The following is a 24,215-nucleotide window of genomic DNA, read 5'->3' on the forward strand; positions in this document are numbered from 1 at the left end:
CGTCAGTGGCGCAGGGGCGTCACTGGTTGCCGAGAAGATGGCGGCGAAGCTCGTCGTCGCAGTCCTCGAGGGTGCTGGCCGAGCCTCGTGAGAAGGCCAGGATTCCCTCTTCCTCGCGCTGCTGCCCGGGCTTGGCCAGTTGCTTCTTGACCTCGGCGATGAGTTCGTCGCACTCGGCGCTGACAGTCCTGGCGGGCCGCGGGTCCGGTGCTGAGGAGTTCTGCAGTGCGGCAGTGGCGGCGAGACCGGCCGCGCACAGCACCGCCCACGCGACGGCCCAGGCGCGGCGCCTCATCCGTATCGGCTTGGACATCCAGGCATCCTAAGAGCGCCGGGCAGGCCTCGGGCCCGGATCGCGGATCGCACGGCTGACCCCCTGAAGCGGATCCCGCGTCCTGCGAGAGAATCCGGCAGTGGGGCCGGAGCAGAAGCAGGGCGTCGGCCACGGGATCCGCCCGGTCAGAACCTCAGGAGGACAAGCGTGACCGAGACCAGCGACACCGGATCCGCGGACGGCGCGGCAGGCGGTGCGGCGCCAGAAGCGCCGCGGAGTCGGCTGCAGCGTCTGATGCGTTACATCCCCCTGCTGGCCCCCGTCCTGCTGTGGGCCGTGCCGTGCTGGGTTCTCCTGCACACCGGTCAGCGCTGGCCGTTGCCCGTCGCCCTGGCCGGCACCGCGCTGTTCGTCCTCGGCCTGGTCGGCATGCCGTTCGCGATGGCGCGGGGCCACGGCCGGCGCCAGCAGGACCGGGCGGCGATCGTCGGTGACACGCTGCTCGGCGGCATATGGGTTCTGTTCACCTGGTCCGTTCTGCTCGGTGTCCTGTTGCGGCTCGCCCTGACGGTGGCCGGTGTCGGCGACGGACAGGACCGGGCGCGCATCGTCACCTGGGCCGTCCTCGGTGTTGCCGCCGTGCTGCTCGCCTGGGGGTACGCCGAAGCCCGGCGCGTACCGCGTGTCCGCCGGCTCGACGTGGAACTCCCGCGCCTGGGAGCCGGGTTGGACGGCACGCGGGTCGCCCTCATCACCGACACCCACTACGGCCCGCTCGACCGTGCCCGCTGGTCCGCACGCGTCTGCGAGACGGTGAACACCCTGGAGGCCGATCTCGTCTGCCACACCGGCGACATCGCGGACGGCACGGCCGAACGCCGTCGGGCCCAGGCCGCTCCCCTGGGTACGGTGCGGGCGACCCGGGCCCGGGTCTACGTCACCGGCAACCACGAGTACTACAGCGAGGCCCAGGGCTGGGTCGACCTGATGGACGAGCTGGGGTGGGAGCCCCTGCGCAACCGGCATCTGCTGCTCGAACGCGGCGGTGACAGCCTCGTGGTCGCCGGGGTCGACGACGTCACCGCCGAGTCCTCCGGTCTGGCGGGCCACCGTGCCCATCTCGCGGGAGCCCTCGACGGCGCCGATCCCGATCTCCCCGTCCTGCTCCTCGCCCACCAGCCCAAGTTCATCGACCGCGCCGCGGCCCACGGCATCGACCTCCAGCTCTCCGGCCACACCCACGGCGGCCAGATCTGGCCGTTCCACTACCTGGTCCGCATCGACCAGCCGGCCGTCGCGGGCCTCAGCCGCCACGGCGCGCGCACCCTCCTCTACACCAGCCGCGGCACCGGCTTCTGGGGCCCGCCCTTCCGCGTCTTCGCCCCCAGCGAGATCACCCTGCTGGTCCTCCGGTCCCCGCAGGGGTCCGCCGCGTCCTGACGGCGGAGGGCGGCCCGGGCCGGACCGGATCTCCGGCGTGTCAGCCACGCGGCGCGGAGGCGAGGATGCCCAGCAGCTTCATCGGCGACGGGGCCGTCGTCCAGGCGGTGAGGCGCTTCATCGTCGTGCGGCCCGTGCGGTTGGTGACGCAGTTACGGCGGGCGCGGGGACAACGACGGGGAGCAGGTGAACAGAGCCCGCGCGGGAACGGTGCGAACGGGCCCGCAGGACCGTCTTCTCGACGTCCTCCAACCGGAGGGAACCGGCCCATGGCGGGAACCTCTGAATGGTGGTTCACTTCTTCCATGGCCTACCGCAAGACCCCAGCCGAAGTTCGTCGGCTCGAAGCCGCCCGGGAGCATCTCGTCGTCTGCGCCACCGAGGTCGTGGCGGACGTCGGCTGGGCGCAGGCGTCCGTGTCCGCGGTCGCCGACGCGGCCGGCATCGCCGCCGGCTCCGTCTACCAGCACTTCTCGTCCAAGTCCGCGCTGGCCGTGGAGGTCTTCCGGCGCGCCGCGCAGCGCGAGGTGGACGTGCTGGGCGAGGTGCTGGAGGGCGACGGCGACCCGGCCGACCGGTTGCGCCGGGGCGTGGAGGTGTTCGCCCGCCGCGCCCTGGAGAACCCCGGTCTGGCGTACGCGCTGCTCGCGGCGCCCGCCGAGCCGGCGGTAGGCGCGGAACGCCTGGCCTTCCGCCGCCGCTACCGGGCGCTGTTCGCCTCGGTGATCGACGAGGGGGTCACCACGGGCCGGTTTCCCGGCCAGGACGCGGAGATCACCGCCGCGGCGCTCACCGGCGCCATCGGCGAGGTCCTCGTCCATCCGCTGAGCACCTCGGCCGCACAGGACGCGGACCTGCTGATCGCCGGCCTGACCGCCGTGGCCCTGCGCTGCGCCGGCGCGGCCCCCTGACCCGGTCCCTGCCCCGCCCGTCCCGCATCCGGTGGGCCCCGCCCCGCCGTCCCGCTTCTCGGAGGAGATCCGATGTCCGCGCCCACCGCACCACGCAGCAACCCGACCGCCGTGACGCACGAGGTGACCAACCAGGCCCCGCCGCTCACCGGGCACGACGCCGCCGACGACGCGGTGCTGCTCGACGGGGTACGCCGCGAGGGCGCGGAGTGGCACATCGACGAGCTGCACCGTTTCGGCCGCTACGTCGGCAGCGAGGAGGCGCAGCACTGGGCCGACCAGGCCAATCGGCATGAGCCGGAGCTGCGCACCCACGACCGTTCCGGCCACCGGATCGACGAGGTCGAGTTCCACCCTGCCTATCACTCGCTGATGGGCGCCTCGGTGCGGGCGGGTCTGGCGGGCGCCGCCTGGGCCGACGAGCGGCCCGGGGCCCATGTCGCCCGGGCGGGCGGTTTCATGGTGGCCACGATGCTGGAGCAGGGGCACCTGTGCCCGATCTCGATGACGTACGCCGTCGTCCCGGCGCTGCGCCGCTCCCCCGATCTCGCGAAGACGTACGAGCCGCTGCTCACCAGCCGGGTGTACGAGCCCGGGCTGAGCGCCCCCACCGCCAAGCGCGGTCTGCTCGCCGGGATGGGGATGACGGAGAAGCAGGGCGGCACCGATGTGCGCGCCAACACCACGGCCGCCGTGGAGCAGGCCGACGGCACCTGGCGGCTGCGCGGGCACAAGTGGTTCACGAGTGCGCCGATGAACGACCTCTTCCTGGTGCTCGCCCAGTCGCCCGGCGGTCTGTCGTGCTTCCTGGTGCCGCGCGTGCTGCCGGACGGGAGCCGCAACACCTTCCGCATCCAGCGGCTCAAGGACAAGCTCGGCAACCGGTCCAACGCCTCCAGCGAGCCGGAGTTCGACGACACCGTGGCCTGGCTCGTCGGGGACGAGGGCAAGGGCGTGCGCACGATCATCGACATGGTGACGATGACCCGGCTCGACTGTGTGCTCGGATCCGCCGCCGGGATCCGTGCCGCGCTCGCGCAGGCGGCCCATCACGCACGCCACCGTTCGGTGTTCGGCGTCGAGCTGATCGACCAGCCCCTGATGCGCAACGTCCTGGCGGATCTGTCCCTGGAGTCCGAGGCCGCCACGACCCTGGCCCTGCGCCTGGCGGGGGCGGCCGACCGCGCCCACCGGGGCGACGCCGGGGAGCGCGCCTTCCTCCGGCTGGCCACCGCCATCGGCAAGTACTGGGTGTGCAAGCGGCAGCCCGTCGCGGTGGCCGAGGCCCTGGAGTGCCTCGGCGGCAACGGTTACGACGAGGCGTCCGGGATGCCCCGGCTGTACCGCGAGGCCCCGCTCAACGGCATCTGGGAGGGCTCCGGCAATGTCAACGCCCTCGACATGCTGCGGGCGTTGACCCGGGAGCCCGAATCGCTGGAGGCCCTGAGCGCCGAGATCGGGGCGGCCTCCGGGGCGGACGCGCGCCTCGACTCGGCCTGGCGGGAGCTGCGGGCCGAGCTGGCCCGCCCCGAGGACGCACAGCTCCGGGCCCGCCGGGTCGTCGAACGGGCGGCTCTCGTTCTGCAGGGCTCGCTGCTGGTGCGCCACGCCCCGGCGGCGGTGGCCGACGCGTTCTGCGCGTCCCGCCTCGCCGGGGACCAGGGGCTCGCGTTCGGCACCCTTCCGGCGGGCACGGACTTCACGGGCCTGCTGGGGCGGCTGCCCGCCTGACCGAACGGGTTACGTGTCCTGCGGCCGGTGCGCCGCCTGACAGGAACCGGTCGTGTGCCGTGCGCCCGGCACGCCGTCTGACCGATCCGCTCACGTGTCCTGCGGCCGGTGCCGGCCCTGCGCCCGCACCGGCCGCTCGCGTTCGCGGAGGTAGGCGTCCAGCTCGGCGGCCCCGGCCAGCATCGCGCGCCCTCGGGCGGCCAGCCGGTCGTGCCAGTCGCGCAGGGCTGCGGCCAGCGGCTCCGGACCGCCGGCCGCCCGCACCTGGGCGATCAGCGGTGCGATCTGCTCCAGGCGGTGGCCGCCCCGCCGGAGCTGGTGCGCCATGGCGGCGTCCCGTACGTCGGCCCTGTCGTACACCCGGTATCCCGTCCTCGGGTCGCGGCGCGGGGTCACGATCCCGGCGCGCTCCCACTTCCGCAGCGTGGCGGGCCGGATGCCCAGCCTTCCCGCCAGCGGTCCGACGAACATCGCCCCGGGGCCCGCCCCGTCGTCGGATACGGGCACGGTCCCGGGCCCCAGGCCGTGAAGGGCCCGCTCCACGGCGTCCAGCGTCCTGCGGTCCTCCAGGAGCTGGACATGGCTCTCGTCGACGAGGCGGAGCGCCTCGGCCGGATCGTCGCGGTTCACCGCCCGCATGAGCGCCGTCGCGGTCGCGTGCCCGTGGCCGGGGACCAGGGCCAGGAACGTCCCCAGGGCGGCCGCGTGCAGCGGTGTGTAGGTGCGGTAGCCGTGGGCGGTGCGTCCGGCGGCCGGGAGGATCCCCGCCGCTTCGTAGTTCCTCACCGCCTGGGTCGACAGACCGTGCCGACGGGCCAGGTCGACGGGTCGCAGACGACCTGCCGTTTGAGGGTTCTGCCTCATTCGGCCGAGGATATCGCGTCAGAGTTTCCACCGAAGGTTCAGCGATACGGTGGAAGCCATGGCCAACGACATCAAGGACATCGCCCATGCCGTCGAGGCGGCCTCCGTCATGAGGCTGTTCGCCTCCCCGCCCCGGATGCTGACCCTGGGCGAACCCACCCACGGAGTGGACGCCCCGCTCCGCCTGCGCAACACCCTCTTCCGGCAGCTCGTCGAGCAGGAGGGGTACCGGACCGTCGCCGTCGAGAGCGACTGTGTGGCGGGGCTCCTCGTGGACGACTACGTGACGACGGGCGCGGGCGCCCTGGACGACGTACTGGCGCGGGGGTTCAGCCACGGTCTCGGGGCGTCCGCCGCCAACCGTGAACTGGTCTGCTGGATGCGCGCGTTCAACGACGGCCGGCCCGCTTCCGACCAGGTCCGGTTCGCCGGCTTCGACGGGCCGCTGGAGATGGCCTGGGCCGCGAGCCCCCGGGAGACCCTCACCGCTCTCCACCGCACCCTCACCGTCCACGTCGACCCGGGGCTGATTCCCTGCACCGCCGATACGCTCGACCGCCTGCTCGGCCCCGACGACCGGTGGACCGACCCCGCGGCGATGTGGGATCCGTCCGCATCCTGCGGGCGGTCGGCCGAGGCAGGGGAACTGCGGCTGCTCGCCGATGACCTGGGGGCGCTGCTCCACGCCTGGGCGCCCCACCTGATCGCGGCGACCTCGCGGGACGCGTTCGACCGGGCGCGGCTCCGGGCGCGGGCCGCGTCGGGGCTGCTGCGGTACCACCACGCGATGGCCGACGCCTCACCGAGCCGGCTGGCGCGGCTGACGGGTCTGCGGGACCGGATGATGGCCGACAACCTCCTCGCGCTCGCGGAGCGGGGGCCGGTTCTGGTCCACGCGCACAACAGTCATCTCCAGCGCGACATCAGCTCCATGCGGATGGGCGGGCAGCGGCTGGAGTGGTGGAGCGCGGGCGCCATCGCGCACACCTGCCTGGGTGAGGAGTACGGCTTTCTGGCCACCGCCTTCGGCACGATGCGGCACCAGGGCGTCGACGTCCCGCCGCCGGACACCCTCGAAGGCGCCCTGTACGCGCTCCCGGCGGAGACCTGCCTGGTGAACGCCTCCGAGGCGGCCGCCGCCCTCACCGCCACAGACCCCGTACGGCGCACGTCACCGTACTTCGGCTATGCCCCGCTCGACCCGGCGCACCTGGCCCGCGTCGACGGGATCGTGTTCATGAAGGACGTCCCCGAGGACTGAGGACCGCACATCACGGACCCGGCGGGACCGAACCCGGCAGGGTCGGGCCCGGTCCGACCAGGCAGGGTCGGGCCCGCGCATCCGGTCGGGTGAAAGGCCCTCGGGGCAGGAATAGCCGGGGCGGATCGTTGTTGATCACACCATGACTTCTGAGACGGCAGGAACGGGCAGCCCCTTCGGACGCGTGGGCATCTGGAGCAGCGCCCTGCACGCGTCACGCGTGGACGACGCGGGCGGGAAGGCGATCGCCGAGGCGCTCGCCGAACTCGATGAACTGGGATACGGAACCGTCTGGATCGGGGGCAGTCCGACGCCCGGCGACGCCGCCGCCGTCGTGGCCGCCACCCGTTCGATCACCGTGGCCACCGGCATCCTGAGCATCTGGAGCCACACGGCGGAGGAAGTTGCGGCCGCGGTCTCGGCGATCGATCCTGACGCGCGCCGCCGCTTCGTCCTCGGACTGGGTGTCAGCCACGGCCCGATGGTGGCCCAGTACGCGAAGCCGTACAGCGCGATGGTGGAGTACCTCGACGCGCTCGACGCCGCCGAACCGTCCGTGGGCTCCGGCCATCGGGTCCTGGCGGCTCTCGGACCGAAGATGCTGAAGCTCGCGGCCGACCGGTCGCTGGGCGCACACCCCTACCTCGTCACGACCGAGCACACGGCGGAGGCCCGTGCTGCCCTCGGCCCGGGCGCGCTGCTCGCCCCGGAACTGACCGCGGTGCTGGACACGGACCTCGACCGGGCCCGCACCACTGCGCGGACCATGCTGGGGATGTATCTCCAACTGCCCAACTACACCGCCAATCTGCTGCGCCTCGGGTTCACGGAAGGCGACTTCGACGGCGGCGGCAGTGTCCGGCTCCTCGACGCCCTCTTCGCGCTGGGCGACGCGGAGCAGGTGACGCGCCGGACACGGGAGTACCTCGACGCGGGCGCGGACCATGTCGCGTTGCAGGTCCTCACCGCCGACGAGGGCGGCGCCGGCCTGCCGCGCGCCGAATGGCGGCAGTTGGCCGACGCCTTCGGCAAGGAACTCTGACGGGCTGTGGGCGCGCCCCGCAGCGCGCCCACATCCGTCGGCGCACTCCCCCGGCGCCTCCTCACTCCCCGGCGCCTCCTCGCTCTCCCTCGGCGCTCGTTGCGTCAACACCGCGCCCTGGCCGTCCCGTCCGGGTCATGTGCGGTGTGCGGGGAGGATCCCGGGGCGACTCCGGGCAGGCTCCGTGCGACCGATCGTGGAGGGGGACCCGTGGGAGTGGCACGCAGGTACGGACAGGCGATCAGCGAGGGGCCGACCCCGGCCGATGCGGCGGGAGCACCCGCACTGCCTTTTCCGAGTGGCTGGTCCGCCGTGGCCTTCTCGCACGAGCTGCGGCCGCGCACCGTGCTCACCCGGCCGCTCGCGGGGCGCGACGTCGTCCTGTACCGGACCAGCGCGGGAGCGCTCCGCGCCGTCCACCCGTACTGCCCGCATCTGGGCGCCCATCTCGGTCTGGCGAAGATCGAGGGGGAGAATCTCACGTGCCCCTTCCACTTCTTCTCGTTCGGCCCGGACGGCGCCTGTGTCCGCACCGGGTACGGCACACCTCCACCGCGGACCCAGCTCACCCGACTGCCCGTCCAGGAGGTCAACGGCGGCGTCTTCGTCTGGCGGCACCACGACGGTCGGGCTCCGGACTGGTCGGTACCGCAGTGGCACGAGATCGGGCACAGGCCCGCCCGTACGGCCGCCTGGGAGCTGGCCGGCAACGTCCAGGAAGTCATCGAGAACTCGGTCGACCTCGGGCATTTCGCCACCCTGCACGGCTGGGCGAGGGCCGAGATCGAGGGTCCTGTGACCTACGACGACGCGACGTTCCATGTCGCCATGCGGGCCCACGAGTCGGCGCCCCTCATCGGTGACTTCACCGTCGACGTCAAGGTGGACGGCTACGGACTCGGCTGTCTGCACGCCGACGTCCACACATCCCGCTTCGGGCTGCGGATGTGCACGATGGTGATGCCAACGGCCATCGGACCCAACAGGATGCAGTTCCGGCAGCTCAACCGGATCGCGTTCGACGAGCCGGGGTCCTTGCCGGCCGGGCTCGCCCGGATCGTCAGCCGAACCGCGGCCCGCCTCCTGGACCGCCCCGTCTTCCGGTCCAGTTGCGAGTTCACCGCCGCCGACTTTCCGATCTGGCACCACAAGCAGTATCAGCAGCCGCCCAGGCTGGCCTCCGGTGACGGACCGATCGGCCCGTTCCGGCGCTGGGCAAGGCGGTTCTATCCGGAGGCACCCGGCAACGGCGTGGTGGCCCGGCCACACCGCAGCGAGGGCGAGGACAGCACCGTTCCGTCCTGAGCCGCACCCGCGTGAACCGGGTGGGGTGGGCCGGGGCTCTCGGCATTGCGCACGCCGGATTCCACACTTCGGGCACCATACGGGCGCCGAACGCGCGAAAGCGGGCGGCCCGGACAGCCGACGCGGCGGCTGTCCGGGCCTGACCTGCGCCGTTGCACCCACGAAACGGGCACGAACGGGCCGAGGGGATTTAGTGAAGCGGCTGGTCGTGACCCCTGAACTGCTTGTACAAACGACACATGAGCCCGAACGGACTATCGGGCTCCGCCCGAAACGGGCGCAGCAGCGACCAGGGAAGTGCGCCGTGGACACCGAGGAACGCCGTCGGGGAATTCTGGACACGGCCCGGCGGGAGGGGTCCGTCGGGGTGAACGCCCTCGCGGACCTCTTCAAGGTCGCCAGGGAGACGGTCCGCCGCGATCTGCACGTCCTGGAGGAGCACGGACTCGTCCGCCGGACCCACGGCGGCGCCTACCCGGTGGAGTCGGCCGGCTTCGAGACCACGCTCGCCGTCCGCACCACCCGTAACGTTCCGCAGAAGTCGCGTATCGCGGCCGCCGCGGCCGATCTGCTCGGTGACGCCGAGACGGTCTTCGTCGACGAGGGGTTCACCCCGCAGCTCGTCGCCGAGGCGCTTCCCCAGGACCGGCCGCTGACCGTGGTCACCGCGTCCCTGGCCGTCGCCACGTCCCTAGCCGGGGTCGAGAAGACCTCGGTGCTGCTGCTGGGCGGGCGGGTGCGCGGCTCGACGATGGCGACCGTCGACCACTGGGCCTCCCGGATGCTCTCCGAGTTCGTGATCGACCTGGCGTACGTCGGAGCCAACGGCATCTCGCGCGAGTACGGCCTCACCACCCCGGACCCCGCCGTCGCCGAGGTCAAGGCGCAGGCGCTGCGCAGCTCCCGCCGCCGGATCTTCGCCGGGATCCACAGCAAGTTCGGTGCGGTGAGCTTCTGCCGGTTCGCCGGGGTCGGTGACTTCGAGGCCATCGTCACCGACGCCGGACTCCCCTCGGCCGAGGCCCAGCGCTACTCCCTGCTCGGCCCCCAGGTCATCCGCGTCTGACCGTCCCCACCGCCCGCCCGGACCACCGCTGCACTCCCCCACCCGCCGGGGCGTGGTTCGCCGTGCCCTCGTCCACCCGATCACCGAGCCGCTACGACTGATCAGGAGCCCCCATGCCTCATCCAGGACGCCCTCGACCACGTATGCGGGGCCGGACGTGCGCCGTGACCGCCGCACTGGCCCTGCTCGCCACCGGCTGCGCCGGAGCGGGCGGGACCTCCTTCGGGGGCGGCGACGCGCTGAACGTACTGATGGTGAACAACCCGCAGATGGTCGAACTGCAGAAGCTCACCGCGAAGCACTTCACGAAGGAGACCGGTATCAAGGTCCACTTCACGGTGCTGCCCGAGAACGACGTGCGCGACAAGATCAGCCAGGACTTCTCCAACCAGGCCGGTCAGTACGACGTCGCCACCATCAGCAACTTCGAGCTGCCGTTCTTCGCGAAGAACGGCTGGCTGCACCCCCTCGACGACTACGCGAAGGCAGACACCGCCTTCGACCAGGAGGACATCCTGGCGCCGCTGCGGGAGTCGCTGACCGCCGAGGACGGCAAGATCTACGCTCAGCCCTTCTACGGCGAATCGTCCTTCCTGATGTACCGCAAGGACGTCTTCGAGAAGCAGGGCCTCACCATGCCCGGGAAGCCGACCTGGGAGCAGGTGGCGAAGCTCGCGGAGCAGACGGACGGCGCGGAGCGCGGGATGAAGGGGATCTGTCTGCGCGGGCTGCCCGGCTGGGGCGAGGTCATCGCCCCGCTGACGACGGTCGTGAACACGATGGGCGGCACCTGGTTCACGGAGGATTGGGAACCGCGCCTGACCGCACCGGAGTTCAAGAAGGCGACGAAGTTCTACGTCGATCTCGTGCGCGAGCACGGGGAGCTGGGCGCGCCGCAGTCCGGGTACGCGGAGTGCCTCAACAACATGACGCAGGGCAAGACCGCCATGTGGTATGACGCCACGGCGGGCGCCGGATCCCTGGAGGCGAAGGGCTCCCCGGTGAAGGGGAAGATCGGCTACGTCCCCGCCCCCGTCGAGCGGACCAAGAGCTCCGGGTGGCTCTACACCTGGGCCTGGGGCCTGCAGAAGGCGTCCAAGAAGTCCGACGACGCCTGGAGGTTCGTGTCCTGGGCCTCCAGCAAGGAGTACGAGGAGCTCGTCGGCGCCACCAGCGGCTGGTCCAACGTCCCGGCGGGCAAACGGGCTTCCACCTATGCCAACCCCGACTACCGCGCGGAGGCGGGGGCGTTCGCCGATGTGACCGAGCTGGCGATCTCCGAGGCGGACCCGAAGAACCCGGGCACCCAGCCCCGCCCGACGGCGGGCATCCAGTTCGTCGGCGTACCGGAGTTCACCGATCTGGGCACCCGGGTGGCGCAGGAGATCAGCGCCGCCATCGCGGGCCGCCAGTCGGTGGACGCCGCGCTCACCGCCTCCCAGAAGCTGGCCGAGAAGGTCGCGGAGGAGTACCGATGACCGTCACCGCGACCAGAGAGGCCACTGCCTCTCCGCAGGCTCCGGCCAAGAAGCCCGACGGCGGCCGGCGACGCGCCTGGGCGACCCGCGCACCGCTGCTGCCCGCGCTGATCTTCCTGATCGCCGTCACCCAACTGCCCTTCGTGGCCACCCTGGTGATCTCGCTCTTCGACTGGAACTCCCTCAAGCCGGAGAAGCGCCACTTCACCGGTCTGTCCAACTACGCGTCCGTCTTCACCGACGAGGCGTTGCGCGAATCGGTCGTGACGACCGTCGTCCTGACCGCGACGGTCGTGATCGTCAGCGTCGTGCTGGGGCTCGTCTTCGCGCTGCTCCTGGACCGCACCTTCTTCGGCCGGGGGTTCGTGCGCACGCTGCTGATCACCCCGTTCCTGCTGGTGCCGGTCTCGGCCGCGCTGTTGTGGAAGCACGCGCTCTACAACCCCGAGTACGGGCTGTTCAACGGGGCGCTGACCTGGTTCGGCGAGCTGTTCGGCATCGAGTCGATCGCGCAGCCGGAGTGGACGTCCGAGATGCCGCTGATCGCCATCGAGGCGTCGCTCGTCTGGCAGTGGACGCCGTTCATGATGCTGATCCTGCTGGCCGGCCTGCAGAGCCGGCCCGCCGAGATCATCGAGGCCGCGCGGCTGGACGGGGCCGGGCCCTGGCAGATATTCCGCCATCTGACCCTGCCGCATCTGCGCCGCTACCTCGAACTCGGCATCCTGCTCGGGTCGGTGTACATCGTGCAGAACTTCGACGCGGTGTTCACGATCACCTCCGGCGGCCTCGGCACCGCCAACCTCCCGTACACCGTCTACGAGACCTTCTACCGGGCCCATGAGTACGGGCTGGCGTCGGCGGCGGGCGTGGTCGTGGTGATCGGCACGATCATCATCGCCACCTTCGCGCTCCGGGTGGTCTCCTCCCTCTTCCGTGAGGAGGCGAGCCGCGCATGAGCGCCTCGACCGCGACTTCCCCGTCCGTCACCTCGTCCGCTTCCCCGTCCGTCACGTCGTCCGCCGGCGGGCCCGAGCGCAAGGCGCGTCGGCGCTCCGCGGCCCTGGGTGTGGTCGCCTGGGTGGTGGGCATCGGCTTCTGTCTGCCCGCCCTGTGGATGGTGCTGACGTCCTTCCACGCGGAGGCGGACGCGGCGACCAACCCGCCGTCGCTCGCCGCCGCCCTGACGCTCGACGGCTACCGCACGTTCTTCGGCGGCGGGGGCGGCCCGACGCCGTGGCCCCCGCTGGTCAACTCGCTGGCGGCCTCGTTCTTCTCGACCGTGCTGGTGCTGCTGCTCGCGCTGCCCGCCGCGTACGCGCTGTCGATCCGGCGGGTGCGCAAGTGGACGGACGTGATGTTCTTCTTCCTGTCCACCAAGATGCTGCCCGTCGTCGCCGGGCTGCTGCCGGTGTACCTGTTCGCGAAGAACACGGGGCTGCTGGACAACATCTGGCTGCTGGTCCTGCTCTACACCTCGATGAACCTGCCGATCGCGGTGTGGATGATGCAGTCCTTCCTCGCGGACGTGCCCGTCTCCATCATCGAGGCGGCGCAGGTCGACGGGGCCCGGCTGCCGACGGTGCTGCGCCGGGTCGTCGCCCCGGTCGCCGGTCCCGGGATCGCCGCGACCGCCCTGATCTGCTTCATCTTCAGCTGGAACGAGCTGTTGTTCGCACGGGTGCTGACCGGCGTGGTCGCCGGGACCGCCCCCGTCCATCTGACCACCTTCGTCACCAGCCAGGGTCTCTTCCTCGCCCAGCTGTGCGCGGCGTCCGTGGTCGTGTCCCTGCCGGTGCTCGTCGCCGGCTACGCCGCCCAGGACAAACTCGTCCAGGGCCTCTCGCTGGGAGCAGTCAAATGAGGGCAGCCATCGTCGAAGCCGTCGGCAAGGTCTCCGTGACCACCGTGCCGGACCCCGCTCCGGGCCCGCGTGACGTGGTCGTCGAGGTGGCGTCGTGCGGGCTGTGCGGGACCGATCTCCACATCCTCCAGGGCGAGTTCGCGCCGACGCTGCCGATCGTTCCGGGGCATGAGTTCGCCGGGGAGGTCGTGGGCCTGGGTGCGGACGTCACGGAGCTGTCCGTCGGCGACAAGGTGGCTGTGGACCCCTCGTTGCACTGTCACGAGTGCCGCTACTGCCGTTCGGGCCGGGGCAACCTCTGCGACAACTGGGCGGCGATCGGCGTCACCGTGCCGGGGGGCGCGGCCGAGTACGCGGTGGCGCCCGTCGCCAACTGCGTACGCCTGCCGGAGCACATCGACGTCCGGGACGCGGCGCTGATCGAGCCGCTGTCCTGCGCGGTGCGCGGTTACGACGTCCTGAACGGCAATCTCGGGGCCCAGGTGCTGATCTACGGGTCCGGGACCATGGGGCTGATGATGCTGGAGCTGGCCAAGCGCACCGGCGCGGCTTCGGTGGACGTGCTGGACGTCAATCCCCAGCGCCTCGCCACCGCGAAGACGCTCGGCTGCACCGGCTCGGCGGCCCGCGCCGAGGAGCTGGACCGCCCCGGCGGCTGGGATGTCGTCATCGACGCCACCGGCAACGCGAGGGCGATCCAGGACGGGCTGGGGAGGGTCGCCAAGGGCGGTACGTTCCTCCAGTTCGGGGTCTCGGACTACGCGACGACGGCGGTGATCGAGCCGTACCGGATCTACAACCAGGAGATCACCATCACCGGGTCGATGGCGGTCCTGCACAGTTACGAGCGGGCCGCCGCGCTCTTCGCGAGCGGGGTGCTGGACGCGTCGGTGTTCATCAGCGACCGGCTGCCGCTGGAGCAGTACCCCCAGGCGATCGAGCGCTTCCAGGCGGGGATCGGCCGCAAGATCGTGGTGGAGCCGTGACGGACACCTCGCTCGCCGGGCGGGACCCCGGCTCGGTCCTCGTGCTCGGTGAGGCGCTGGTGGATCTGGTGCCGGAGGGGGACGACGCCGCGGTCCGGGTGGCCCAGCCGGGCGGTGCTCCGGCGAACGTCGCGGTGGGGCTGGCCCGTCTCGGCGGGCAGCCGTACTTCGTGGGCGGGCTCGGCGACGACGCCTTCGGCAGCCGCATCGAGGCGTGGCTGACCGGGGCGGGCGTCGATCTCTCGCTCAGCGCCCGCCCGCCGCTGCCGACAGCGCTCGCGGTGGCCGACCCGGGTGAGCACGGGAACACGTACCGCTTCCATCTCGGGGACACGGCGACCTTCGCGCTACCCGACCGCACGGCGGAGGTGAGACGTTTCGGCGCGGTGTACGTGGGCGGGCTCGCCGCGGTCGTCGAGCCGGCGGCGGCCGTCGTGGCCGCCACCGCGCGGGCGGCCGCCCGGAGCGGTGTGCTCGCGGTGGACCCCAACGTGCGCGAGGACCGGACCCTGGACCCCGTACGCAGCGTGGAGCGGCTGCGCGAGCTGTGCGCGCTCGCGCGGGTCGTGAAGGCGAGCGACGAGGATCTGGTGCGGCTGTGGCCGGACGCGGAGCCGGAGGCGAGCTGCCGGAGGCTCGCCGGGCAGGGGCGCCTGGTGGTCCTGACCCGGGGTGCACGGGGCGCGACCGCGTACGTCCAGGACGCCCCTGCCGTCTCCGTCCCCGCCCGTCCGGTGCGGGTGGTGAACACCATCGGCGCGGGTGACGCGTTCATGGCCGGGATGCTGACCTGGCTCGGGGCGGAGACCGGGTGGCGGACCGAGCTGTCCGGCCCGGAGACGCGGGCGATGCTGGAGTACGCGGCGGCGACTGCCGCCTCGGTCTGCGCCGGGGCGGGAACGGAACCCACGGCCCCGCTTGGGGTGTGAAGCGGGCGTCCACCGGGCATCACGAGGTGGACCCGAGTTCCGCACGGCCCTCCCCCGGCCCACGGAAACCGCCGCGGCCCCACCGGGCTCAGGAGTCCGGTGGGGCCGCAGCGTCGTCTCAGCTCTGCGGCCGCCTGCCGTGGTTCGCGGCGTTCTTGCGGCGGGCCTTCTTCTTACGACGTCGCTTCGAGGACATCGAACCCTCCTTATCTGCTCGGTGCTCCATTGCGGACGGTCCAGCGGGCGGGGTCACCCGGTGATCACCGGCCCGCCTACCCACCCACACCGTGGCAAACACCCGGTGCGCGTGCAACCGGCGGTGCGGTGCCGGGCGGGGGTGGACTGATGTGCGGGGACCGCCGGTCAGGGCCGGTAGCGCAGGGGGTGGTCGTCGGGCACCTCGACGACGGCGATCCGCACCCCGTCGGGGTCCTCGATCCACATCTCGACCAGCCCCCAGGGCTCGCGTTTCGGGGGTCGCAGGACGGTGACGTCCTTGGCCCGCAGTTCCTCGTGGGCGGCCTCGGCGTCGTCGACCTGGAGCCAGATCCGGACGGCCGACGACGGGGGCTCCTCGCCCCGGCCGGAGACCTCCAGGAATCCGCCGCCGAGAAAATAGACCGTGCCGCGCTCTGGGCCCGTACCGAATTCGCGGTAGACGGCGAGGCCCAGAGCCTCGCCGTAGAAGGCGCGGGAACGGTCGGGGTCGGTGGGGTGCAGCAGGATCCTGCTGCCCAGTACATGCACCATGGGCCGAGCGTACGCCGCCGCCCCGCGGGGCGGCGGTTCCTGCGGGATCCGTCAGTTGCTCAGTTCGTCGATGAAGTCCTCGGTGCACCGGTCCTCGGCGGCCCGCCCGTTGGCCCGGTCCATACAGCTCTCGAAGTCCTTGAACTCCTGGGAGTCGAACACGGAGACGGCCACCACGAGGACGATCGCCGATCCGATGAGCCCGAGGGCACCGAGCACGGCGCCGACTATGGCCATCACGCGACGCGGTGCGCGGCCCTGGCGGGTGCGGAGCGCGGCGATGATACCGAAGACGACGGCGAGCAGCCCGAGGAGCAGTCCGCCGACGACGGTCCAGAAGAACAGGCAGGCGAGGAGGCCGAGCACCAGGGCGGCGACGGCGAAACCGTTCGTCCGGGCGGGCGGCTGACCGCCGCAGGGGTCGTGATCGGCCGCGGGCGGCGCCGAGTACGGCGAATCCGGGTACGAGGGAAGGGACATCGGGATGGTGCTCCTGTTCTCCTGTGCTTCCCGTCCACCTGCCCCGTGACCCGGCCGCTATGCCGCCGTTTCGGTCACGCTCCGGCAACTACCCGGCCTGACCGGGCGCTGTTCGGCGGAGCTCGGCGGACAGGTGGTGCTGGAGCGGCCGGCCGACCGCGGCGAGATCGTGGACGAAGGCGAGCGTGTCCGGGTCGGTGAGGGTGTAGCGGCGTCGGGTGGCGTCGACCTGCTTGGCGGTGGGGGCGAGGGCGACCTGTTCGGTGGCGAGGTCGACGGCGCCGTCGCGGGCGTGGCCGGACAGGATCTCCGCGATGCCGGTGGGCTGGGTGATCAGGGCTTCCATCCGGCCGTCCGGCTGCAGCCGCCACCAGCCGGTCTCCCGGGCGGAGGGCCGCAGGGGTTTCCCGTCCGCGCCGAGCAGCCAGGCCCGGGCCTCGTAGGCGAGGAAGGGCCGCCCGTCGTGGCTGAACGTGACCTCCTGCGCGTACGTGAAGTCCGCCTCCAGGGTGGGGTACCCGCCACTGCCCGTGCCGCGCCAGGTACCGAGGAATCCGGTCACCGGGGCGAGCAGCGGATGGGGCGCGGGAGAAGCCTCGCTGGTCAGCGCGTCGGGGAAGGGGAGGGGGATGTCGCGGACGGGGTGGTTCATGCGGGGGTGCGCTCCTGAATCCGTCGGGGCCGGTGCCGGTCGCAGCCTAGGCGCTGGCCCGTACGGGTGCGGCGAGCACGCCGATGGCCCCGCACACGGGGTGCGGGGCCATCGGGCGGGCGGGTGTCAGTTGTGGGCCAGCAGGGCGTTCCCGTCGAGGCGGATGATGCGGGGCAGCCGTTTGATGGTGGCTTCGCGGTGGGCGATGACGATGAGGGTGCGGTCGGTGCGCAGGGTGTCGATGGCGGTCTCCAGGGTGCGCGCCGTCTCCGGGTCGATGTCGGCGGTGGCCGCCACGCCGGCTCCGATGAGGAACCCCCGGCGGGCGACCAGGTCCGACAGCTTGGGAGGAGTTCTCATGTGGGATCGGCCGCCATGCTCTCTATCAGGCTCTTGGGCCGCAGATCGGTCCAGTTCTGCTCGACGTAGTCCAGGCAGGCCTGGCGGGTGTCCTCCGGGTGGGCCACGGTCCACCCGCCGGGCACCTCGGCGAACGCGGGCCACAAGGAGTGCTGTCCCTCGTCGTTGACGAGCACCAGGTAGGTGCCGTCCTCGTCCTCGAACGGATTGCTCATCGCGTCCTCCAGAGAGTTAGGCAAGGCTATCTTTACTTGATCGATAGCGACCCTACCCACCCATCTCGCGGTTGACTCACCGAATCCCACAACTCACGTGCGCCCCAGAGGACTTGTTGGCTGAAATTCGGCGCCGCAGGGATGTTCCCGGAGGCCTCCGGACGGCTCGGAGCCCGGGGGCTCCTCCGTCACGCGGTCCCGGTGCCGCGCCGTTTGAACAGCACCCAGGCGAGGTACACCCCGCCCAGCACAGCGGTGGTGACGCCCACCGGCAGCAGATTGTTGCGCTGGGACTCCTCCACCACCTGGACCCATCCGACCTGCCGGTCGGCCCACACCAGGGTGGGGAAGAACTGGCTGGAAGCAAGGTGTGCGGCCGAGAGCAGTCCGGCGCCCGCCGAGACCAGACTGACCCCGGGGCTGCGGCTGACCATGACGGCGATCTGCGGGGCGGCCAGGGCGATGAACGGGATGGGCCCGGCGCTCGCCACGGCCACCCCGCAGAGGCCGATCCCCAGCACCGTCAGGGCGAGCCGTGAGCGGTTCACCCGGACGCCCAGGCCGGTGGCGAGATCGTCGCCGAGCTCCATCATCCGCAGCCGTCTGCCGAACAGCAGCACCAGCGGCACGAGGAGCAGCAGCGCGACGGCCATGATCTGCACGGAGGACCAGCCACGCCCGTTGAGCGTCCCCACCAGCCAGATGTGCGCGTTCTGGGCGTCGTTGAGGGAGGAGCGGGTCAGCGGGTAGGAGTTGACCGATCCGAGCATCGCGGTCACGCCGAGCCCGATGAGGACCAGCCGGATGCCGTGCAGCCCTCCCCGGCTCGCCAGGGCGGAGACGAGCAGCGCTGTCACCAGGCCGCCGACGATCGCTCCGGCGGCCACCGAGGCCGCCGCGCCGCCGAACGTCACGATGACCAGGATCGCGCCGGTCGCCGCCCCGCTGTTGAAGCCGATGACATCGGGGCTGGCGAGCGCGTTGCGCGACACGCTCTGGAAGATCGCGCCGCTCATGCCCAGCGCGCAGCCGGCCAGAATCGCCAACAGGGCCTGCGGCAAACGCTCCTGGTTGACGAAGTGGACCGCGAGCCGGTCCCCCGTCCCGTAGAACAGGGCGCGCGCCACGTCCGGTACGGGCACGGGGTAGGAGCCGACGCACAGGCTGGCCAGGAGCAGGAGCGCCGCCAGCAGCAGGGCACCGCCGCTCACCAGGGCCGTACGGCGGTGCATCCGGAAGCTGACCCGTCCGGACCACCAGCGCACCGGCCGGGCTGCGGCCGGGGCACGTCCGCTCCCCTCCGCGGCCGGACGGACTTCGGTCGTCGTGGTCACAGCGAAGCCTCCTTGCGCCGGCACACCATGGCGATGAACACCGGAGCGCCGATCACCGCGGTCACCGCGCCGACCTCCAACTCGTCGCCGGGCAGGGCGACTCGGCCGATGATGTCCGAGACCAGCAGCAGCACGGGGGCCAGGAGCATCGAGTACGGCAGGACCCAGCGCAGGTCGGGTCCGGTCAGCCAGCGAGCGACGAGGGGAACGACCAGGCCCACGAAACCGATCGGCCCGGCGGCCGCGGTGGACGCCCCGCAGAGCAGGGTCACGGCGACCACCGCGGCGATCCTGGTGCGGGCGATCCGCGCCCCGAGTGCGCGGCCGAGCTCCTCGCCGAGGGCGAGGGAGTTCAGCGGGCGGGCGAGCAGCAGGGCGACGGCCACGAACGGCAGGAGCTGCACGACGAGTTCGGGTTCGCGTCCGGCGAGCGAGCCGACCATCCAGAACCGCAGGTAGTCGTAGGCCGCGGAGTCGAAGACGGTGAGTCCGGCGATGACGCCGCCGAGGCTCGCACTCACCGCGGCCCCGGCGAGCGCGAGGCGCACGGGCGTGGGTCCGGCTCTGCCGGAGGCGCCGAGGACGTACACGATCACCGTGGTGAGCGCGGCGCCGACGAAGGAGAACCACACCAGCGACCCGAAACCGGCCAGGCCCACGACGCCGATGCCGAACACGACGGCGGCCGAGGCGCCCGCGTTGACGCCGAGGAGCCCCGGGTCGGCCAGCGGGTTGCGGGTGACGGCCTGCATGACCGCTCCCGCCGCCCCGAGCGCGGCACCGGTCATCAGGCCGACGAGGGTGCGCGGCAGGCGCAGTTGGCGGATGACGTCGGTGGCGTAGGAGCCGTCGTCGTTCCAGAGGGCGGTCCACACCTGGCCGAGCGTGGTGTCCTTGGTGCCGATCCAGGTGCTCAGTACGACGAGGAGCAGGAGCAGCCCGGTGAGGACGAGGAGTCCGCCGCCGCGCAGGACCGACCGGACGGGGGTCGGTTCGGGCTGCGGCTTGCGTGCGGCGGACCGGCGGCCGACGGCGGCGGGCGGGGCGGCGGTCATGTCGGTGTCCCGCCCGTCCGGAGCGGCCGAGGGGGGCTCTCGTGTAAGGCCCGGGGCACGTGAGGCCTCCAGGTCCGAGAGCCGAACATAACCACGCGCATCGTGCAGCCTTCCGTCGCGTCCGCTGTCGTCGCGGCGGCGCAACGGACCGTCAACCGGGCTGCCGTACACACCGGTTGGCGATCGAGCGATCCTGAGGAGCCCCCGCTAAGCAAGGCTGGCCTTACCCAAGTTCGCGGCGGCCGAGGACAGCGGCCCCGGCCCGGCGCCGGGCGTGACGCGGGGCCGGAGAACGGGGGCGGGTCAGAGACCGAACTCGCTGAGGCGTGCCTCGTAGCGGATGGTGAGGTCCTCGGTGTCTCCGCCCGTCGCCGGGTTGTCCCAGAGGGCCTCCAGCTCGGAGCGGACGGACTCGGGCAGGGCTTCGTACCGCTCGGACCAGGTGTCGGAGTTGGGTATCCAGTAGCCGACGACCTTGAAGCGATCGGCCGGGAGCCCCAGCTCGCGCCGGAGGTAGCGGCGCACGGCACGCAGGGCGTTGGTCTCTCCGGCCACCCAGACGTACCCGCCCGCGAGGTCCGTGCCGGGCGGAACGGCGGCGGCCACCAGGTCGGCCAGCCGGCTCGGGCCGTGGCCGTTTCCGCCGTAGGTCCAGGTCACCTTGGAGTCGGCCGCTTCGTGCAGCGACAGCACGGCCGCGGGGTCGGGCGCCTCCAGGACGACCCGGGTCCGGACATGCTCCGGGGTGGTCTCCAGCAGCCGGGCGGCGGCGGGCAGACCGGTCTGGTCGGCGACCAGCACCTGCCAGGAGAGGTCCTCCGGAGGGCTGTAGAGCCCGGTGGGGTCGTTGACGCCGACCACGTCGCCGGGACGCGCCTCGGCAGCCCAGCCGGACGCCACACCGCCCTCGTGGAGCACGAAGTCGATGTCGACCTCGCCCGCCTCCGGACGCACGGCACGGATCGTGTACGTGCGCATCGGCGCGACGGGCTGCCCCTCGGGGGTCTCCCAGCCGCCCTGCTCGGTGGTCCGGGGCAGCGAGACGTCGGTGCGGTCCGGGCCGTGCGGGAGGAAGATCCGCACGTACTCGTCGCCGACCCCGGTGGTCCGGAAGCCCGCGAGACCCTCTCCGTGGAGGGTGACGCGGGTCATGCTCGGGGTGAGCGGCTGCACTCGGGCGACGACGGCTCGGTGGATCGTCATGGACACTGCCCCTTCGTACGCGTGGTCGGCCTGAGCGCCTCGCCCACGGGGACGAGAGAACCGAATTGACTTAGGCCAGCCTAACCTTCCACTCGCGGCGGTTCGAGACCGCACCGCCCTGACGGCAGCATCCGCTTCACGGTCGGGGCCCCGGTGGCGCGCGGCTCACGCCCGGGGAATGCGCTGACGCGGCGCGGGCGCGCTGTGCCAAAGTCCACCGCATGCCAGTTCGATATCCGCGCCCCCTGCGCCCCGGCGACCGCATCGGTGTCACCTCCCCTTCGAGCGGAGTGCCCGAGGAGCTGCGTGAGCGGCTCGCCGTGGCGGTGCGCGATGTGGAGGCACGGGGGTACGGGGTCGCGACGGGTCGGTGCATGGACGGCTCCGGGCACGTCAGCGCGCCCGCGGCCGAGCGGGCGGCCGAACTGACGGCGATGCTGACGGATCCCGGCATCCGGGCCGTGGTGCCGCCGTGGGGCGGGGAGACGGCCATCGACCTGCTGCCGCTGATCGACTGGCGGGCGGTGCGGACGGCGGAGCCCACCTGGGTGGTGGGCTACTCGGACATGTCGACGGTGATGACGCCGCTGACCCTGCTCACCGGGGTGGCGACCGTGCACGGCAACAACCTCATGGACACCCCGTACCGGGTGCCGGAGGGACTGGCCTCCTGGTTCGACATCGTCGCCGCCCCGCCGGGCCACCGTTTCACCCAGACCCCGCCGGAACAGCACCGGGCCTCCGGCTGGGACGACTGGGCGGAGCACCCCGGCTCCCGTACGTTCACGCTCGACATCCCGGGCCGGTGGACCCGGCTGGACGGCAGCGGCGACGTGGACGTCGAGGGCCGGCTGATCGGAGGCTGCGTCGAGATGCTGTGCAACCTCACCGGAACGCCCTACCTCGACACCTCGGCGTTCGCCCGGGCCCACGCCCCGGAGGGGCTTCTCGTGGACGTGGAGGCGGCCGGCGACGACGCGCTCGCCATCTGCCGCTATCTGCACGGCATGCGCCTGGCCGGCTTCTTCGACGCGGCGAACGCCGTGCTCGTCGGCCGGACGGCGGCCCCGGACACCCCCTCGCTCACCCAGCATCAGGCGGTGCTGGACGCGCTCGGCCCGCTGAACGTGCCGATCGTCGCCGACGTCGAGTGCGGCCATGTGCCCCCGTACCTGCCGCTGGTCAACGGGGCGCGGTGCCGGGTCGTGCACACCGCCACGCGCAGCGAGGTGACGCAGACGCTGGACTGACGGCAGGCGGGGAAGAGCACCGCGCGGCCGGTCCGCACCGGCCGCGGGGCCGGCTCAGTCCTCGGCCAGCACGGCGTCGATCTCGCCGATGAAGTCGTCCAGGTCCCCCGGGTTGCGGGAGGTGATCAGCGGCCAGCCCTCGGCGTCGTCGCGGACCACCGGCTTGTCGACCCAGGTGCCGCCCGCGTTGGCGATGTCGGTGCGCAGGGAGGCGTACGAGGTCAGCGTCTTGCCCCGGACGTAGCCGCCCTCGATCAGCGCCCACGGCCCGTGGCAGATCGCGGCCACCGGCCGGCCGGAAGCGGCGAACGAGCTGACGATCCGGGTGGTGGCGTCCTCCAGGCGCAGCGAGTCGGCGTTCAGGGTGCCGCCCGGGACCAGGAGGAGGTCGTACGCGGCGGGGTCGACGTCGTCGAGGGTGGTGTCGGGCCGCACGGTCTCGCCGGGATCGCGGTCGCCCACAAGGGTGCGGATCTCTTCGGTGGAGACCGCCGCCACGGTGACCTGCGCTCCGTGGTCACGCAGGTGCTTCACGGGGACGACGAGTTCGTCCTGCTCGACGCCGTAGTTGGTGACGACGGCCAGGATCCGGCGGTCGTCGAGAGCGGTGGTGGACATGGACTGCTCCGTTCCTGTGATGGCTGACGGGGTTTGACGAGTGGGCGGGTCATTCGGCAGTGATGCGAACGCATTCGGCCACCGTGTCGCGCAGGCTCCCGGTCCGCGCCAGGGTCTCGCGCTGGATCCGTGCCCCGTTCCCGCGCCGGACCACGGTGGCGAGGGCGCTCTCCACCGCCTTCAGGTCGCCGCTCTCCTCCAAGGCGTCCCGCACATGGTCCAGCAGGGCCCCGAGGACAGCGGGGGCGGGCTCGGGCCGCCAGGTCCGGGGGTGGATCAGCAGGCCCTCCAGGCCGGAGCGGCCCGCCTGCCAGGAGGCCGCGCGCAGCAGGGACGTACCGGACGCCGACGGCGGTTCACCGGCGCGCCATTCCCGGGCGGCCGTGTCCACCAGTCCTCGTACGAGGGTGGCCAGCAGCACGGTGTCGGCCGGGTCCAGACAGACGTCCGCGATCCTGACCTCCACCGTGGGGTAGCGGTGCGAGAGGCGCGCGTCGAAGTACACCATCCCTTCGTCCCGGAGCACTCCGGTCGCGACGAGGGACCGCACGCCCGCGTGGTACGCCTCGGCGGAGCCGTGGACGTCCACCGGACCGGCCGACGGCCACCGGCCCCACACCTGACTGCGGTAGCTGCTGTACTGGCTGTCCTGCCCCTGCCAGAACGGCGAGTTGGCGCTCAGGGCGAGCAGGACGGGCAGCCAGCAGCGCACCCGGTCGAGCACGGCGACGCCCTCCTCGTCCGAGGCCACCGAGACATGGACGTGGCAGCCGCAGGTCAGCTGCTCCTGGGCGGTGAGGCCGAAGCGCTCGGCCATCCACCGGTACCGCTCCCCCGTGCCGATCTTCGGGCTGACCGGGAGCGGAGAGGTCGCCAGGGCCGCGACCGCCGCCCCGGCGTCGGCGGCGTGCCGGACCGCCCGGGCACGCCACCGGCGGACCGAGTCGGCCAGCTCTCCCATGTCCGCGCAGGGGTGCGTGGAGAACTCCAGTTGCTGGCGGTGCAGCTCCGCCTCGAAGGGTGACTCCCCGGCCGTGTCCTTCTCGGCGATCGCCAGTACCGACGATGACAGCGCGCGGGCCTCCCCGCTGTCCGCGTCGACCAGCAGCAGCTCTTCCTCGACACCCACCGTGCGGACCACGGGGCC

General features: G+C 72.2%; 26 protein-coding genes. 13 read left to right on the top strand and 13 right to left on the bottom strand.

Going from position 1 to position 24,215, the window contains the following annotated elements; translation table 11 throughout:
- Positions 1 to 19: 19 nt before the first annotated feature.
- Positions 20 to 313, bottom strand: coding sequence for a hypothetical protein (locus tag IE140_RS26085; protein WP_093443433.1), 294 nt, complete (start codon positions 311 to 313; stop codon positions 20 to 22).
- Between the two features lie 168 nt (positions 314 to 481).
- Here IE140_RS26085 and IE140_RS26090 point away from each other — a divergent pair, with 168 nt between their 5' ends.
- The 3 genes from IE140_RS26090 (at position 482) to IE140_RS26100 (ending at position 4,356) form a co-directional block, all read left to right on the top strand.
- Positions 482 to 1,714 carry a metallophosphoesterase gene (locus IE140_RS26090; protein WP_093443435.1) on the top strand — a complete coding sequence of 411 codons (1,233 nt, stop codon included), beginning with the start codon at positions 482 to 484 and terminating at the stop codon, positions 1,712 to 1,714.
- Between the two features lie 305 nt (positions 1,715 to 2,019).
- Positions 2,020 to 2,625 carry a TetR/AcrR family transcriptional regulator gene (locus IE140_RS26095; RefSeq protein ID WP_150197327.1) on the top strand — a complete coding sequence of 202 codons (606 nt, stop codon included), beginning with the start codon at positions 2,020 to 2,022 and terminating at the stop codon, positions 2,623 to 2,625.
- Between the two features lie 72 nt (positions 2,626 to 2,697).
- On the top strand, positions 2,698 to 4,356 hold the full coding sequence (locus IE140_RS26100; RefSeq protein ID WP_150198070.1) for an acyl-CoA dehydrogenase family protein: 1,659 nt from the start codon (positions 2,698 to 2,700) through the stop codon (positions 4,354 to 4,356).
- Between the two features lie 90 nt (positions 4,357 to 4,446).
- On the opposite strand, the gene IE140_RS26105 is transcribed toward IE140_RS26100, so the two are convergent.
- On the bottom strand, positions 4,447 to 5,220 hold the full coding sequence (locus IE140_RS26105; RefSeq protein ID WP_150198072.1) for a TioE family transcriptional regulator: 774 nt from the start codon (positions 5,218 to 5,220) through the stop codon (positions 4,447 to 4,449).
- 58 nt (positions 5,221 to 5,278) lie between these two features.
- Here IE140_RS26105 and IE140_RS26110 point away from each other — a divergent pair, with 58 nt between their 5' ends.
- From IE140_RS26110 to IE140_RS26150, 9 genes are all read left to right on the top strand, one after another.
- A complete protein-coding gene (locus tag IE140_RS26110) occupies positions 5,279 to 6,481 on the top strand; it encodes an erythromycin esterase family protein (protein ID WP_150198074.1) in 1,203 nt (400 codons plus the stop codon).
- A gap of 142 nt (positions 6,482 to 6,623) precedes the next feature.
- Positions 6,624 to 7,523: an LLM class F420-dependent oxidoreductase gene (locus tag IE140_RS26115; RefSeq protein ID WP_150198076.1), complete on the top strand. Its 900-nt coding sequence runs from the start codon at positions 6,624 to 6,626 to the stop codon at positions 7,521 to 7,523.
- Positions 7,524 to 7,733: 210 nt separating this feature from the next.
- Complete coding sequence (locus IE140_RS26120; RefSeq protein WP_150198078.1) at positions 7,734 to 8,828, top strand: Rieske 2Fe-2S domain-containing protein; 1,095 nt, start codon at positions 7,734 to 7,736, stop codon at positions 8,826 to 8,828.
- A gap of 304 nt (positions 8,829 to 9,132) precedes the next feature.
- Positions 9,133 to 9,894, top strand: a complete 762-nt coding sequence (locus IE140_RS26125; RefSeq protein WP_032765341.1) for a DeoR/GlpR family DNA-binding transcription regulator — start codon at positions 9,133 to 9,135, stop codon at positions 9,892 to 9,894.
- Positions 9,895 to 10,007: 113 nt separating this feature from the next.
- On the top strand, positions 10,008 to 11,372 hold the full coding sequence (locus IE140_RS26130; protein ID WP_150198088.1) for an ABC transporter substrate-binding protein: 1,365 nt from the start codon (positions 10,008 to 10,010) through the stop codon (positions 11,370 to 11,372).
- Positions 11,369 to 12,331 carry a carbohydrate ABC transporter permease gene (locus IE140_RS26135; RefSeq protein WP_093443451.1) on the top strand — a complete coding sequence of 321 codons (963 nt, stop codon included), beginning with the start codon at positions 11,369 to 11,371 and terminating at the stop codon, positions 12,329 to 12,331. Before IE140_RS26130 ends, IE140_RS26135 begins: the two co-directional genes overlap by 4 nt.
- Positions 12,328 to 13,236, top strand: coding sequence for a carbohydrate ABC transporter permease (locus IE140_RS26140; RefSeq protein WP_032782743.1), 909 nt, complete (start codon positions 12,328 to 12,330; stop codon positions 13,234 to 13,236). Before IE140_RS26135 ends, IE140_RS26140 begins: the two co-directional genes overlap by 4 nt.
- The gene (locus IE140_RS26145) at positions 13,233 to 14,222 is read left to right on the top strand and encodes a zinc-dependent alcohol dehydrogenase family protein (protein WP_150198089.1); all 990 of its coding nucleotides are present in this window, start codon (positions 13,233 to 13,235) and stop codon (positions 14,220 to 14,222) included. Before IE140_RS26140 ends, IE140_RS26145 begins: the two co-directional genes overlap by 4 nt.
- The gene (locus tag IE140_RS26150) at positions 14,219 to 15,151 is read left to right on the top strand and encodes a PfkB family carbohydrate kinase (RefSeq protein ID WP_150198091.1); all 933 of its coding nucleotides are present in this window, start codon (positions 14,219 to 14,221) and stop codon (positions 15,149 to 15,151) included. The genes IE140_RS26145 and IE140_RS26150 overlap by 4 nt, the downstream gene beginning before the upstream one ends.
- A gap of 118 nt (positions 15,152 to 15,269) precedes the next feature.
- Here IE140_RS26150 and IE140_RS36795 read toward each other — a convergent pair whose 3' ends face one another.
- From IE140_RS36795 to IE140_RS26190, 9 genes are all read right to left on the bottom strand, one after another.
- Positions 15,270 to 15,377: a 50S ribosomal protein bL37 gene (locus IE140_RS36795; RefSeq protein WP_483027951.1), complete on the bottom strand. Its 108-nt coding sequence runs from the start codon at positions 15,375 to 15,377 to the stop codon at positions 15,270 to 15,272.
- 137 nt (positions 15,378 to 15,514) lie between these two features.
- The gene (locus tag IE140_RS26155; RefSeq protein ID WP_109181194.1) at positions 15,515 to 15,901 is read right to left on the bottom strand and encodes a VOC family protein; all 387 of its coding nucleotides are present in this window, start codon (positions 15,899 to 15,901) and stop codon (positions 15,515 to 15,517) included.
- Positions 15,902 to 15,952: 51 nt separating this feature from the next.
- Positions 15,953 to 16,381 carry a DUF4190 domain-containing protein gene (locus tag IE140_RS26160; protein ID WP_150198093.1) on the bottom strand — a complete coding sequence of 143 codons (429 nt, stop codon included), beginning with the start codon at positions 16,379 to 16,381 and terminating at the stop codon, positions 15,953 to 15,955.
- Between the two features lie 88 nt (positions 16,382 to 16,469).
- Positions 16,470 to 17,033 carry a heme-binding beta-barrel domain-containing protein gene (locus tag IE140_RS26165; protein ID WP_150198096.1) on the bottom strand — a complete coding sequence of 188 codons (564 nt, stop codon included), beginning with the start codon at positions 17,031 to 17,033 and terminating at the stop codon, positions 16,470 to 16,472.
- A 126-nt stretch (positions 17,034 to 17,159) separates the two neighbouring features.
- Positions 17,160 to 17,393, bottom strand: coding sequence for a P-loop NTPase family protein (locus tag IE140_RS26170; RefSeq protein ID WP_150195627.1), 234 nt, complete (start codon positions 17,391 to 17,393; stop codon positions 17,160 to 17,162).
- Positions 17,390 to 17,608 carry an MbtH family protein gene (locus IE140_RS26175; RefSeq protein ID WP_150195625.1) on the bottom strand — a complete coding sequence of 73 codons (219 nt, stop codon included), beginning with the start codon at positions 17,606 to 17,608 and terminating at the stop codon, positions 17,390 to 17,392. Before IE140_RS26175 ends, IE140_RS26170 begins: the two co-directional genes overlap by 4 nt.
- A gap of 188 nt (positions 17,609 to 17,796) precedes the next feature.
- A complete protein-coding gene (locus IE140_RS26180) occupies positions 17,797 to 18,942 on the bottom strand; it encodes a FecCD family ABC transporter permease (RefSeq protein ID WP_150195623.1) in 1,146 nt (381 codons plus the stop codon).
- Complete coding sequence (locus IE140_RS26185; protein ID WP_150195620.1) at positions 18,939 to 19,997, bottom strand: FecCD family ABC transporter permease; 1,059 nt, start codon at positions 19,995 to 19,997, stop codon at positions 18,939 to 18,941. The genes IE140_RS26180 and IE140_RS26185 overlap by 4 nt, the downstream gene beginning before the upstream one ends.
- A 303-nt stretch (positions 19,998 to 20,300) precedes the next feature.
- Positions 20,301 to 21,200: a siderophore-interacting protein gene (locus tag IE140_RS26190; protein WP_150195618.1), complete on the bottom strand. Its 900-nt coding sequence runs from the start codon at positions 21,198 to 21,200 to the stop codon at positions 20,301 to 20,303.
- Positions 21,201 to 21,421: 221 nt separating this feature from the next.
- On the opposite strand from IE140_RS26190, the gene IE140_RS26195 reads away from it, so the two are divergent.
- Complete coding sequence (locus IE140_RS26195) at positions 21,422 to 22,450, top strand: S66 family peptidase (RefSeq protein ID WP_150195616.1); 1,029 nt, start codon at positions 21,422 to 21,424, stop codon at positions 22,448 to 22,450.
- Between the two features lie 54 nt (positions 22,451 to 22,504).
- On the opposite strand, the gene IE140_RS26200 is transcribed toward IE140_RS26195, so the two are convergent.
- Complete coding sequence (locus tag IE140_RS26200) at positions 22,505 to 23,068, bottom strand: type 1 glutamine amidotransferase domain-containing protein (protein WP_032765365.1); 564 nt, start codon at positions 23,066 to 23,068, stop codon at positions 22,505 to 22,507.
- A 49-nt stretch (positions 23,069 to 23,117) separates the two neighbouring features.
- Positions 23,118 to 24,209 carry a glutamate--cysteine ligase 2 gene (locus tag IE140_RS26205; protein WP_093443481.1) on the bottom strand — a complete coding sequence of 364 codons (1,092 nt, stop codon included), beginning with the start codon at positions 24,207 to 24,209 and terminating at the stop codon, positions 23,118 to 23,120.
- Positions 24,210 to 24,215: the final 6 nt, after the last annotated feature.

The organism is Streptomyces parvus (assembly GCF_014648875.1).
Taxonomy (GTDB): domain Bacteria; phylum Actinomycetota; class Actinomycetes; order Streptomycetales; family Streptomycetaceae; genus Streptomyces; species Streptomyces parvus.